This is a genomic window from Marinomonas sp. TW1, from assembly GCF_001625355.1.
Lineage (GTDB): Bacteria > Pseudomonadota > Gammaproteobacteria > Pseudomonadales > Marinomonadaceae > Marinomonas.
In genome coordinates this window covers 56,339-70,861 of record NZ_JSEE01000011.1, presented here as the reverse complement: position 1 = coordinate 70,861, position 14,523 = coordinate 56,339, and the positions used below count along the sequence as shown (strand labels likewise).

The following is a 14,523-nucleotide window of genomic DNA, read 5'->3' as shown; positions in this document are numbered from 1 at the left end:
TTTTTATGATAAGGATTTAAACAAATGGAAGTAATACTTCACTATTTATTAAGTGTACAAGTACTGGTACTGATTTTAGCGGTCTTCCTTTTAAAGAGTTCCATTAAGTTTGTGCCTCAAAACCGTGCTTTTCTGGTTGAGCGTTTTGGTAAATATCAATCGACAAAAGAAGCGGGATTGAATTTTATCTTACCCTTCATTGATCGTGTTGCGGCTGATCGCTCTTTAAAAGAGCAAGCGGTTGATGTGCCAGAGCAGAGCGCGATTACCAAAGACAATATCTCACTTCACGTTGATGGCGTGCTGTATTTTCGAGTGCTAGATCCCTATAAAGCGACCTATGGTGTTGATAATTATGTATTCGCTGTCACTCAGTTAGCACAAACGACTATGCGTTCTGAGTTAGGTAAAATGGAACTGGATAAGACTTTTGAAGAGCGGGATCAATTGAATACCAACATTGTTTCTGCGATCAATGAGGCGGCGGGGCCTTGGGGTATTCAGGTTTTACGTTATGAAATCAAAGACATTATACCGCCTCACTCAGTGATGGAGGCGATGGAAGCTCAGATGAAGGCAGAGCGTGTGAAACGCGCACAAATTCTTGAGTCGGAGGGCGATCGTCAAGCGGCCATCAACCGTGCAGAAGGTGAGAAGGCTTCGGTGGTTCTTGCGGCGGAAGCGGACAAGGAAGAGCAAGTGCTGCGCGCAGAAGGTGAAGCGAAAGCCATTGTTGCTGTCGCTCAAGCTCAAGCAGAAGCCTTGCGTAAAGTCGGTGAAGCGGCTGCGACAGAGGATGGCCAAAAAGCCATTCAGCTCGATCTAGCGACTAAAGCCATCGAAGCCAAGCGCGCCATTGCAAAAGAATCGTCAGTTGTCTTGTTGCCAGATGGTGCAACCGAAGCCTCTTCTTTAGTGGCGCAAGCAACCACCATTATCCAGCAAATGAACAAAGGTAATTAGCGTATGAACTTTTTCACCGAAAACCTTGCTCAAAGTCTTTTGGTTGTGGGTTTAATCTTATTGGTGATCGAAGTTGCGGTGTTAGGGTTTACGACTTTTTTCTTATTTTTTGCCGGCGTCGGCGCTGTGCTAACCAGCGTTCTATTATATATGGGCATTATTCCTGATACGCTTTTAAGTGCTTTGTTGAGTACCGGGGTCTTGACGCTGATAGCGGCGTTAGTGCTTTGGCGTCCGCTAAAGTCCATGCAAGCGAATGTGAGCGTAAAAAAAGCGCAGGGGGATTTGGTTGGACATCAATTTATTCTTAAAGACAAAGTATCGCCAACAGAATCGCCCACGCATTCTTACTCTGGTGTGCAGTGGCATTTAGTCAGTGACGATGTCATTGAAGCGGGTACTCGCGTGGAAGTCATTGAGGCCCAAGTAGGAATATTTCACATTAGAGCAATGGATTAAAGTGTATTAAAAGACATAAAAAAAGGCCGAGTCAGTCATGCTGTTAACTCGGCCTTTTTATTATCTGAATACGATTATCGTAGAATGAGTAAAGGAATATTACTTTCAATGATCATTTTACTGGTGTTGCTGCCGACGAAAAATTGTCGAACCTTTGAATGGGCATAGGCTCCCATGACCATTAGATCAATATTATGATCGTCACGGTATTGTGTGAGCACAGGATAAATCTTCCCAGCCTGAATACTGGCGGTCACTTGAAAACCTTCTTCTTCTAGCATGACTTGGGCAGCTTCTAGTTTTTCTCTGCGTCCAGGTGTGTCGTCTCCTGCCATGACTAAATGGCACTTAAGTCCCAACAGTAGAGGGCTTTTCGCAATTCTTGCAATGGCATTATCTGCCGCTTCCCGTCCATCATAGGCAATCATGAAATTTTTCGGTGGCGTGAATTCTCCAATGCTTATGAGAATGGGGCGATGTTGGCTGCGTGCCACTCGCTCAATATGAGAGCCAATGGTGTGGGCGTTCATCGTATGATGGTCACCCAAGCGTCCTAGTACGATTAATCGAGTGTCTTCTTCTAGTTCTGCTAGGCTTTCCACAAGGTCGCCGTGTCGTTGCAATTGGGCGACTTGTTTGGCGCCTGCTTGCAAGGCATAAGATTTGGCATTGTCCAAAATCATTTTGCCGTGCTCAAGTGCTAACTTAGCGCGTTTTGCATCGAGTTCGACCAATTCATCGAGCAAATGCTCGCGGCTACCAAAGCCAATTGAGCCGGACAGGTCTTCTTCCGTTCGGCTCTCGTCTTTTTCCAAAGAGTGCAACAATATCAGTGGACAGGATAATTGTTTTGCCGCCCACACTGAAGCGGAGGTGACGTATTCTGATAATGAAGAACCATCAATACAGGCAATTACGTTTGTCATGGTTGCACTCCTTTTTTGTTTTAATGGTTTTAGTGTCCGCCCATTAATTTTTCAACTTCTTCTGGGTTGTTGTGAACACCAAATTTATCGACGACGGTCGCACTGGCTTGGTTCATACCGATTAAATCCACATCCGCGCCTTCACGACGGAATTTAATCACCACCTTATCTAAGGCTGATACTGATGTAATGTCCCAAAAATGCGCATCTGATAAGTCAATCGTAACCTTTTCGACGGCTTCTTTAAAATCAAAAGCGGCCGTAAATTGATCTGAAGACGCAAAAAAGACTTGGCCAATGACTTTGTATTTTCTGTGTCCAGCCGTATCTCCTTGTTCACTTGTAACGGCCATAAAGCGCCCAATTTTGTTGGCGAAAAACATAGCGGCTAATAATACGCCGACAAACACGCCTAGAGCCAAGTTATGGGTGTATACCACGATGGAAACCGTGGCTAACATAACAATGTTAGTTGATAGTGGGTGTTTTTTCAGGTTAATCACCGATTCCCAAGAGAAAGTGCCGATGGACACCATGATCATCACAGCAACCAGAGCAGCCATTGGGATTTGGCCAATTAGATCGTCTAAGAAAACAACCATAATGAGTAGCAAGAAACCAGCAATAAAGGTAGATAGTCGACCGCGACCACCGGATTTCACATTGATAACAGATTGACCAATCATGGCACAACCTGCCATACCACCAAGAAGGCCAGAAGTGATGTTGGCCACACCTTGACCTTTACATTCGCGGTTTTTATCACTATTGGTGTCAGTGAACTCATCGACAATCGTGGCGGTCATCATAGATTCAAGTAAGCCAACGACAGCTAAGCCTAAGGAGTAAGGCAAAACAATCCAAAGAGTTTCAAGGTTTAAAGGCACATCAGGCCATAAGAATATTGGCAGCGTATCAGGTAGCTCACCCATGTCGCCAACGGTACGAATGTCCAGTCCATAAACCATCGCAAAACCAGTAAGCAGGACAATACAAACTAAAGGCGAAGGAATGGCTTTACCAATAACAGGCAGTAATGGGAACAGGTAAATGATGCCTAAACCAACCGCTGTCATCGCGTATACATGCCAGGTAACGTTTGTTAGCTCGGGCAATTGTGCCATGAAAATTAAGATGGCTAAGGCATTCACAAATCCTGTCACAACAGATCGAGAAACAAACCGCATTAGGCTGCCTAATTTGAGGTAGCCAGCGATAATTTGAAACACACCGGTTAATAAGGTGGCAGCTAAAAGATACTGTAAACCGTGATCTTTTACCAAGGTCACCATAAGCAGTGCCATCGCCCCTGTGGCGGCTGAAATCATGCCTGGGCGGCCGCCGAAAAACGAAATGACCACGGCAATACAGAATGAGGCATACAAGCCGACTTTTGGATCAACTCCAGCAATAATAGAAAATGCAATGGCCTCAGGGATGAGTGCCAACGCAACAACAGTACCGGCGAGAGAGTCGCCTTTTATATTTGAGAACCAGTCTCGTTTTATCGAATCGATCATGTATTACCTTCTGTGTGTAAAAGTCGCAATGAAAATTGCTATTAAGAGAGGCGCTGGGGCTCAACAAACAACTTGAGGGTTGTATTGTGGGGACACTATTAGAGTCTAGAAAAGGCTCAGATATACCATGAAAGAAATGGTTGATAGTGTAAACGCCTGAAAGTGCTGAAATTATAAAGAGTTAGACTCTCTAAGGCAATAATAAGCCGTATTTATAAGGCTTCGGTTACAATAATTACATTAATACACAAAGAACCTTGTCGTACTGTACCAAGGTACAATAGCGACCATGTCCTAACTCCTCTATCTTGTAGTCAATCATACATTTAATCCGTCATTTACCGGAGACGTCCCATGAGCGACAACCAAGTATCCTTTGCAACCCTAGGCGATCAAGTCGGCATTATTACCAAATTAAGTGGTTCAGTCGTCGTCGAATCTATTGATGGTCAAGAGCGAGTGGTCAAAGTTGGTGACCCGGTCTTCTTCGGTGAAGTTGTCCGGACAGGCAGTAATGGTAGTGTCACCATTGCCTTTGCTGATGGCACAGAGGTAGAGATTGGCAGCGATGCGAATGTGGAAATTAATGACGAAATCTACAACACCGTTGGCAGTGAAGACCTTGTCGCCGATTCGTCTAGTGATGTGGATGCCCTTCAAGAAGCCATCTTATCTGGTGATGACCCAACCTTAATTCAAGAAGCCCCTGCTGCTGGTGAAACGCCTACTGAGCAAGATCGTGTCGATGTTGATATTGAACGAAATGACAACAGTGCCTTGCCAGGTTTTGGTAGTGACTCCTTGACGCTTCCTAATTATGGTTATGATACGGAAAATGGCGCAGCTATCCAACAAAATACATTTGTTCAGCCTTCTGTGTCACAAACAAATACTTCAAATAGTGTTGAGAATCAAGCGCCAGTTGTTGGTGACCAAACTGGGTTTGTGACTGAAGACCTTACTATAAGTGGCAATATTCAAGCGACAGATGTCGATTTACCATCAGGTAGTGCTTTAACGTTTACAACGTCATCTACTGTCGCTGGTTTAACACTCAATAGTGATGGTAGTTACACCTTTGATGCATCTTCTTATGATTCTCTCAGTGTTGGAGAAGAGGAAGAAATATCAATTAGTATTACCGCGACAGATGATCAAGGTGCTGAAGGTTCTGGCACATTAGTCATTACTGTAACAGGAACCAATGATGCACCAATCGCTCAAGCTGCTACGGGGTTTGTAATTGAGAATACCGTCCTTAACGGCAGTGTTAATGCTACAGACATTGATCTCCCAACGGATGGAACCTTATCTTTTACCACAGAAGATACGGTATTAGGTTTAACACTTAATTCAGATGGTTCTTATACCTTTGATGCTTCTCAATACCGTGATTTAAATTCTGGTGAAATTAAGGTTATTACAGTTCCAATAACGGTTACCGATGATCAAGGTTCAACCGATACCACAACCTTAACAATCAATGTGTTTGGCACGAACGACGGCCCAGTTGCAGTAGACGACACAGCAACAGGCACAGAAGATGGTGGCGTGATCACCATCGATGTGTTGGCGAACGACAGCGATGTGGATGGCGATGCGTTGACCATTACGGATGCTTCGGTACCAGCAGAGCAAGGTACGGTGGCGATCGTGGACGGCAAACTACAGTTCACACCGGCTGAGAACTTCAACGGCGAAGCGACCATCAGCTACGAAATCAGCGATGGCACCACAACAGATACAGCAAGTGTTGCTGTATCTGTTGGTGCGGTGAACGATGCGGCTGTCATAGCTGGAGATACTTTCGGATCAGGAAGCGAAACGGACGAAGCTTTGTCATGGACAGGAACGTTAACAGCCACAGATATAGATAATAACAACAATACTTTCAAACCATTAACAACAGTCGGTTCAAGCGGCACGCTAAGCATAACGGCAGCGGGCGTTTGGACGTTTGTTGCGAGTAGCGCATTTAATGAATTAAGTGCAGGTGAAATAAAAGAAGAAATTTTTACAGTCACAACGGTAGATGGAACGCCACAAGATATCACGATCACAGTGACGGGCACAAACGATGCGCCAGTGGCCGAAGCGGCAACAGGTGCGGTTGCAGAAGACGCGACCATCACAGGCACCATCAGTGCCAGCGATGTGGATCTTGCAGACGATGCGAGCTTGGTGTTCAGCACGAGCGAAGAAACAGCAGGCTTGACGCTGAATGCGAACGGCACCTATGAGTTCGATGCGTCGTCTTACGACAGCTTAGAAGACGGTGAAGAGCTTGTTCTTGAAATCCCAGTGACCGTGACCGACGACCAAGGTGATACCGACACAACGACCTTAACGATTACCGTGACGGGTACGAATGACGCGCCAGTGGCCGAAGCGGCAACAGGTGCGGTTGCAGAAGACGCGACCATCACAGGCACCATCAGTGCCAGCGATGTGGATCTTGCAGACGATGCGAGCTTGGTGTTCAGCACGAGCGAAGAAACAGCAGGCTTGACGCTGAATGCGAACGGCACCTATGAGTTCGATGCGTCGTCTTACGACAGCTTAGAAGACGGTGAAGAGCTTGTTCTTGAAATCCCAGTGACCGTGACCGACGACCAAGGTGATACCGACACAACGACCTTAACGATTACCGTGACGGGTACGAATGACGCGCCAGTGGCCGAAGCGGCAACAGGTGCGGTTGCAGAAGACGCGACCATCACAGGCACCATCAGTGCCAGCGATGTGGATCTTGCAGACGATGCGAGCTTGGTGTTCAGCACGAGCGAAGAAACAGCAGGCTTGACGCTGAATGCGAACGGCACCTATGAGTTCGATGCGTCGTCTTACGACAGCTTAGAAGACGGTGAAGAGCTTGTTCTTGAAATCCCAGTGACCGTGACCGACGACCAAGGTGATACCGACACAACGACCTTAACGATTACCGTGACGGGTACGAATGACGCGCCAGTGGCCGAAGCAGACACAGCGACTACAGATGAAGATACGGTGATCAACATCGATGTGTTGGCGAACGACAGCGATGTGGATGGCGATGCGTTGACCATTACGGATGCTTCGGTACCAGCAGAGCAAGGTACGGTGGCGATCGTGGACGGCAAACTACAGTTCACACCGGCTGAGAACTTCAACGGCGAAGCGACCATCAGCTACGAAATCAGCGATGGCACCACAACGGATACAGCAGACGTTACCGTGACCGTAGATGCGGTGAACGATGCCGCCGTGATTGCTGGTGATGTGTCTGCTTCCGGTCTTGAATCGAATGAAGCCTTATCATTTACTGGTACATTGACGTCGACAGATGAAGATAATGTTGATAACTCGTTTACTGCAGCTACGATTGTGGGTGAAAACGGCAGCTTGAGTATCACGGCGGATGGTGTTTGGACGTTTGTTGCGAACAGTGCTTTTGATGAATTGAATGTGGATGATCAGGTTGAAGAGGTCTTCACAGTGAGTTCTGTAGATGGCACTGAACAATCTGTAACGATTACGATCAACGGCACAGATGATGCCTCTGTAATATCTGGTGATGTAGTAGGCCAGGTATATGAGGACTATGATGATTCTGACTTAGTTACTCTAAATACTTCAGGGTCTCTAGTTGTTGAAGACGTTGATAACGTTGCTCCTGTTTTCGATACGGATAATGTTTCTTCAGCTGATGGTAATCTAGGTGAATTGACTATTGATTCAAGTGGAAATTGGTCTTATTCAGTAAGCAATGAAGCAGTTCAATTCTTAGGCGAAAATGAAACTAAAGTTGAAATATTTACCGTTTATACAACGGATGGAAACTCTGAAGAAGTCAGTGTCACTATCACTGGCTCAAATGATGAGGCTGTGGTTAATACAACTGAGACGTTATCAATTCAAGAAGATTGCTTCATTCCAATTACTCAGAGTTTAACTATTTCTGATATTGATCAGCACGATTCTCCTGTTTTTTCAGATGCTGTAATTGAAGGTACTTATGGCTCTTTAACTCTAACAAGTGGCCAGTGGACTTATGAATTAGACACTTCAAAAACTCAGTTCCTAGATGTAGGTGAAACGGTTGATGATGTCTTTAATCTTGTGGCAAGTGATGGAACATCGCAGCCTGTAACGGTTACGATTAATGGTTTGGAGGATGATGCTGTTGTTAGCGGTGATTTCACTGGGTCTGTTAATGAAGGTAATGTTGGAGATAGTCCAAATACAGTAACAGGAACGCTATCAATTTCTGATGTAGATGCCAACGATAATCCTGTATTTGAAGATGCTACAGTCTCTGGTGAATATGGTAGTTTGTCAGTTGTGGATGGTACTTGGACATATACTCTTGATGAGTCTAAAGCTCAAAATCTACAAGGAGATGTTTCTGTAACGGACACAATAACGGTTACTGCAGATGATGGAACAACCCAAGATATTGTCATCACGATTAATGGTACTGATGATTCCACATCTCTAACATTGAACCCATTAAGTGTGACAGAGGATTCTACTGTAGAGGGTGATGTCGTCGCGACTTTTACTGTTACTGATTTAGATGAGGCTGCTACAGTTCAATTTGCTGATGGTTCTAATGCTAATGGCTATTATGCTATAGAAGGAACCAATGTGGTGTTGACTGCACAAGGTGAAGCCTTTTTGGATGCTGGTAATGAATTGCCAGAGATTAGTCTAGTCACATCAGGTACTTCAACAATAGCCACGGCTTCGGGTACACCTGAAACCATATTAATCGATGACGATATCGCCACACCATCTATTAGCTTTGAAAGTACAGGTGATGACGATGTTTATAATGCTGATGAAGTAGGTGATGACGGGACTGTCACAGCTACAATCTCTGTTTCTGGTTCTGAAGTGGGCGATAAGTTAACTTATAGCGTGAACGGAACCGAAACCACAATCACCTTAGGGGCTGCTGACATTAGTAATGGTGTTTCAGTTGAAGTGTCTCCTGGCGCTGAGGTGACAGCGATCTTATCGGATGCTGCGGGTAACAGTTCAATCGAAGTAAGTGAAACGGCAGCTGATGCTGATACTTTGGTAGAACCTCCAGTCATTACTGCTGTTACAGATGATTCAGCATCTTCTGATTACTCTAAGGTGACTTTGCATGGTACGGGCGAGGTTGGTGCTGTTATTACATTGTGGGTTATAGCTAATTCAACAACAGATGGCAATGATACTCAGACCGGTAGTTATGAAGAGTTAACCAGTGTAACAACGACTGTTTCTAGTAATGGGACTTGGACGTTGGATGTGTCTGACCTTTCTGATTCACCAGTGAATGACAATGAATTCTTCAAAGTTACTCAGACTGATACTGCAGGTAATGTGAGTGGGGATTCTAATGTGGTTCATTATTGGCATGGGGATTGGTCCACTATTAACTCCGAAACAGGCGATGATTTCGTGTTGTTGGGTAGTGGTAACGATACTATTAATGTTAATGCAGATGATGCTTCTGACTCTCTTACTGTAGACGGCGGTGCGGGCCATGATAAGGCCGTATTCTCTGCCGCCCTTTCGGATATGCAATCTGTTACGCTGGATGAAGATGGCAATGTGATAATTGTTGATAATCAAGGTGACACCAATACTTTTATCGACTTTGAATCATTTTCGTTCGATGGTGTTGTTTACACTAAAGAAGACTTATTTGCTCCGCATGCTGAAGATGATTCTGCTAGTACTACAGAAGACAGTGCCGCTATCACTATTAATGTCTTAGAAAACGACAGTAATGTAAGTGGTGATGTTTTGACTGTCACAGAGGCCACGGTGCCAGAAAATCAAGGTACGGTTGTTATTGTTGACGGTCATCTTGAGTTTACTCCGGCTGAGAACTTTAATGGCATTGCGACTATCAAATATACGGTAAGTGATGGCCATGGTGGTACAGATACAGCTGAAGTAAGTGTCGACGTTGATGCAGTGAATGATGCGCCAGTAGCGGCGGCAGACACTGCGTCCACAGATGAAGATACGGTCATCACCATCGATGTGTTGGCGAACGATAAAGACATAGATGGCGATACCTTGGTCATTACGGATGCTTTGGTACCGGAAGAGCAAGGTACGGTTGAGATTGTAAATGGCAAATTACAATTCACACCGGCTGAGAACTTCAACGGTGATGCGACGATTAGTTACAATATCAATGATGGTCATGGTGGTACGGATACTGCTGACGTGAAAGTAACGGTTGAATCTGTTAACGATGCCCCTGTTATTAATGCGTCTTCAGGGCAAGGTCAAGGCGATGAAGACAGTGTTGGTATTGATGTGACTTTGTCAGCTTCTGATGTCGACGGTACTGTGGCTAGCTTTGTTATTCAAAGTTTGCCTGCTCATGGCACGTTATTCATTGATGGGGTTGAAGTTACGTCTACCGAAACGACTATTTCTGCAACTGATGGAAATGCTAGTTTGACTTTTGTACCTGATACGGACTGGAGCGATAATAATGGAGATGCTCCTGTAACGTTTGAGTACCTTGCAGTTGATAATAGTGGAGAGGTTTCTGCAACGGGCACCGCTACTATTAATGTAACGCCAGTGACGGATGTGCCAACAGTAGAGTTAACCTTGGAGCCAACTACGACAACTACACTATACAGTGTAGATTTGTCTAATGTGTTGGAGGGAGTAGAAGAGGCGATTGGTAACCCTGCGGGCTTTACTGTTACTGCATACAATGATCAGAGCGAGATTGTTGATATTTCAATTAAGGATACAGGTACACCGACTGGTTTTGGTGTAACAGGGCAGGCGAGTAACGGTGCTGATTCTGAAATTGGTAAACAGGAAAAATTGGTCGTTGAGCTTGATAACCCAGCGTCTTCGGCAACCTTCGAACTTGCTTGGTTGAATAGCTATAATGAAACGGCTGTTTATAAGGTGGTTTATAGTGATGATACTTCAGACACCTATACCATCGATGGTAATACGGATGAAGGTGGCTATGACGGGATAGGTTTACCTGTAACAGTTACTGCGCCTGAAGGCAAAACAATCGCAGCCATTGAGTTCTCTACGCCGACTGGTGGTGGTCGAGTTGATTCCAGTGACTATGTATTGCATAGCCTTTCTTACGAATCGTCTGCACAAAATTACTCAATTAATGTTACGGCATCACCAACTGATTCAGACCATTCAGAGAGTATCACTGAACTAACTGTGAAGACGCCAGAGGGAACTTCTTTGTCAGGTGCTGTGAAAGTGGGGACAGAGGATGGTGTTACAACATGGAAAATTTCGTTAGAAAATGGTGGCTTTACAAATAAGGTAGTGATCAACGCTGAAACAGGCGCTGTGACTGTTGAAGATTTGATACTGACAGTCCCCGATGACTTTGATGGCGAACTGACGGTAACAGCAACGGCTACTGCATTAGACCCTGGAGCGACAGAAGTATCCGGTAGTGCTACTTGGGAAAATAATGCTCCTGAGATTATACTCACGGCAGGTTCAGACACTGTTACTGTTTCTGAAGAAAGTTTAGTGGATAGTCATGAGGCAATCGCTTCAGGATCATTCACAGTAAGTGATTTTGATGGCGATGATTTGACAATGTCACTGGTTGCTCCAACTGAAGTTATGACGTCAGGCGGTGTAACACTGGTTTGGACGACGGATAGTAGTGGTGATTTGGTCGCGAAAGCGGGTGATACTGAAATTATTCGTGTTGCTATCGGCGGGAATACAGATGGTGAGATCGATTACTTTGTTCATCTAAATGGCCCTATTGATCATGCCGATGTAACGTCGGAGGATGCTGCTAGTATCAGCTTTGGTATTGCTGTCAGTGATGGTATTGAAACTACGATAAGTACGGTCACTGCGATTATTGAAGATGACTCTCCAGGTGCTGTCAGTACATCTGAGATATTGTTTTTGGATACTACCAACGAGACTTATTCTATTGGTGATATTGAAGCAGGCTTTTCTTCTATCTTCTATTATGATCGTAATGCAAATCATCAAACTGATGGTATGCATGTTAATAATACGGATAACGATTCGTATACAGATGAGATTATTTGGGGGAAAGGAAGTAACTACGATAATGTATTTAGTAGTATTTCCGTTAATGAGTCTAGTGGCAGTCAAGGTGTCTCTGTAGATGATGAAATTGTTGTTGCCTCTGTTACGCATAGAAATAATGCCACATCCCAGAGAGACGACTCATTTGCAAGTTCGCAGTTTTCTGTGGATGTCACTATCTCAATAGGTGGGAAGGAAGTTGTTGTTAATTTATCTTCTTTGCTTACTCTCGACGAAACTGAAAATGACTCACCAGAAACTGGAGATTCATTAACTTTAGAGACAAGTAGTAAAACTATTGAGGTAGATGGGGTTTCTTATAACGTATCTCTGGATGGTTTTTTGGTTGATGGAGTAATCACAAATACGGTTACTACCCCAGAAGATAATACGGTAACTTATTCTATTGCCGCACATGTTGAGATGATTGGTGTTGCGCCTTTAACTTCTCTTACTGGGACTTTGAATGTCGACGCTGGTGTAGACGGTTTAGACCATGTAGTGGAAGAGAAGACTGAAGATGATAATGGTGTCCTGATCATCAATTCTGATGGCTCTTATACCTTTACGCCAAGCGATAGCCTTGCTAGTTCTTTAGGTGCGGCTGAATCGAAAAATCTTACATATTCATATTCAGTTGTCGATGGTGACGGTGATGTATCTGTTAATAGCTTAACTATTACCGTTGCTAATAAAGACACCTTAGTTGTTGATGATCGCAATGTAGGTGAGGAAGATAATGTCATTGATGTTGCTGCTGTTGATGGCGTGTTAGCGAACGATAAAGATCTTGACAGTACATTAGAAGTATCTTCATTCTCATTTGCGAGTGATTCTGTTACAGCTGGGGAAACATTGGTTATCGCGGGTGTTGGTAGTTTGATTATTACTTCTGATGGAGGGTATAGCTTTACTCCGGTCAAAGATTGGTCTGGTGAAGTGCCTGATATTAACTATGTGACTAATACCGGCGCTACTGGAACGTTGAGTTTATCTGTTGCAGCCGTTGCGGATGCACCGACATTAAATGTCTCTGTTGGTGAAGGTGTTGCAGACGTTGTTACTGTTGTGAAAAGTGCCGAGAATATCTCAAGCTTAGGGGATGTCGGTAATGGTGTAATTAATAGTGGTTATACAAATGCAGATATTGAAAACAGAACGTTTGATTTTGGTTCAGAATTTGCGCATCAAACCATCGTTGTATCCTTTGATACCAATGTATTCGGTAGCTGGGATAATGATGATAGACGTTATACCAAAGATACTTACTCAATAGATGTGAACGGTGATAGGGTCGACTCGTTTGACTATAACTATTCGAATCGAGGAGAGGGTTATCAATCTTCACAAAGTAATACTTACACCGTTACGTTAGATGAGTTTGGTAAAGCATCCGTTGATTTTAATGTCACGAGTACAGCGGTAGAAGAGTATGTAGATATCTCTAATATTAAAGCTGAGCTAAGCTATGACAGTGAGGTTGTCAAATACCCTCTAACGATTTCAGCCACTGAGAATGATCAAGATGGCAGCGAGACTATCTCGTATGAAATCTCATCATTGCCGGGAGGCGTATCACTATTAGATTCTAACGGTAATATTATTTCCCCAGAGGTTAGTGGAAATTATTTATTATCTGAAAATCAAATAGCGGGTTTAACCTTGTCCTTGAATGGAGAGATGGCAGGGTTTGACGTGACTGTTTATGCAAGTAGTAAAGAGAGCAATGGTTCTACCAGTGATCTTGTTTCTAGCAGTATCTCAATTGCGGGGACCCTTGAAAATGAGAACCAAACCTATTTTGAAAATGTAGCCTCAAATATAGACTCCAATATAGCTGCTTTTGAAAGCACAGGAAGTGATAAAGAAGTAAGGAGCAGTTCGTACGAAGATAATGGTGACGATACTAATATCAAGGGAACTTCTAATGATGATTCTTTGTTTGGTTATGCTGGAAATGACCATATAGAAGGCTTTAATGCCCAAGATGTTTTAGTAGGTGGGGATGGATCAGACTGGCTAGAGGGAGGAGAAGGTGTTGACACTCTATATGGCGATGATAATAACGACGTTTCTTTAGGTACGTCTTCAGACCTCTTAGATGGAGGTATGGGTGATGATACTTTATACGGAGGCGGGGGCGATGATTTTCTACTTGGTGATGGTGGTAAAGACACCTTATATGGTGGAGATGGCGACGATGTGCTAATAGGAGGACAAGGTCAAGATATTATGATCGGCGGTGATGGTCGTGATTTATTTGTATTGACAGATTCTTCTCAAGGAGTGGATACAATCGTCGACTTTAGTTCTCACGAAGATGCGTTGGATATTTCTGAATTATTAGACGTACCGAGTAGCTCTGCTGAAGCCGATATTCAGAACTATTTAAATGAGAAAGTCACTTTAACTAAAGACGAGCTTGGTTCGGGTAAACTAGAAGTAGCTGATGACTCTGGTGCGAATCATACTGTGGCTGAGTTCCAAGTAGGGTCTGATTTGGGGAGTACGGATTCTATAACGGTCATCTACAACGACCAAGAGTACAACATCAATATTGATGGTTAACCTAAAGGTCTAAACAGACGTTA

Annotated in this window: 5 protein-coding genes; 3 read left to right on the top strand and 2 right to left on the bottom strand. The window is 44.1% G+C overall.

The window, feature by feature from the left end; genetic code table 11:
- Positions 1-24: 24 nt before the first annotated feature.
- Together OA79_RS11370 and OA79_RS11365 are read left to right on the top strand one after the other, a co-directional pair.
- Positions 25-963: an SPFH domain-containing protein gene (locus OA79_RS11370; RefSeq protein ID WP_063333361.1), complete on the top strand. Its 939-nt coding sequence runs from the start codon at positions 25-27 to the stop codon at positions 961-963.
- A gap of 3 nt (positions 964-966) precedes the next feature.
- Entirely contained in the window at positions 967-1,422 is a 456-nt protein-coding gene (locus OA79_RS11365; protein WP_063333360.1) for an NfeD family protein, read from the top strand.
- A 74-nt stretch (positions 1,423-1,496) separates the two neighbouring features.
- On the opposite strand, the gene OA79_RS11360 is transcribed toward OA79_RS11365, so the two are convergent.
- Both OA79_RS11360 and OA79_RS11355 read right to left on the bottom strand, forming a co-directional pair.
- Positions 1,497-2,348, bottom strand: coding sequence for a universal stress protein (locus tag OA79_RS11360; RefSeq protein WP_063333359.1), 852 nt, complete (start codon positions 2,346-2,348; stop codon positions 1,497-1,499).
- Between the two features lie 29 nt (positions 2,349-2,377).
- On the bottom strand, positions 2,378-3,868 hold the full coding sequence (locus OA79_RS11355) for a SulP family inorganic anion transporter (protein ID WP_063333358.1): 1,491 nt from the start codon (positions 3,866-3,868) through the stop codon (positions 2,378-2,380).
- Between the two features lie 354 nt (positions 3,869-4,222).
- Between OA79_RS11355 and OA79_RS11350 the strand changes: the two genes are divergently transcribed.
- Positions 4,223-14,500: a retention module-containing protein gene (locus OA79_RS11350; RefSeq protein WP_063333357.1), complete on the top strand. Its 10,278-nt coding sequence runs from the start codon at positions 4,223-4,225 to the stop codon at positions 14,498-14,500.
- Positions 14,501-14,523: the final 23 nt, after the last annotated feature.

Coding starts and splice junctions, on each gene's coding strand:
- OA79_RS11370 (WP_063333361.1), top strand. CDS start 25: ATGGAAGTAATACTTCACTATTTATTAAGTGTACAAGTACTGGTACTG.
- OA79_RS11365 (WP_063333360.1), top strand. CDS start 967: ATGAACTTTTTCACCGAAAACCTTGCTCAAAGTCTTTTGGTTGTGGGT.
- OA79_RS11360 (WP_063333359.1), bottom strand. CDS start 2,348: ATGACAAACGTAATTGCCTGTATTGATGGTTCTTCATTATCAGAATAC.
- OA79_RS11355 (WP_063333358.1), bottom strand. CDS start 3,868: ATGATCGATTCGATAAAACGAGACTGGTTCTCAAATATAAAAGGCGAC.
- OA79_RS11350 (WP_063333357.1), top strand. CDS start 4,223: ATGAGCGACAACCAAGTATCCTTTGCAACCCTAGGCGATCAAGTCGGC.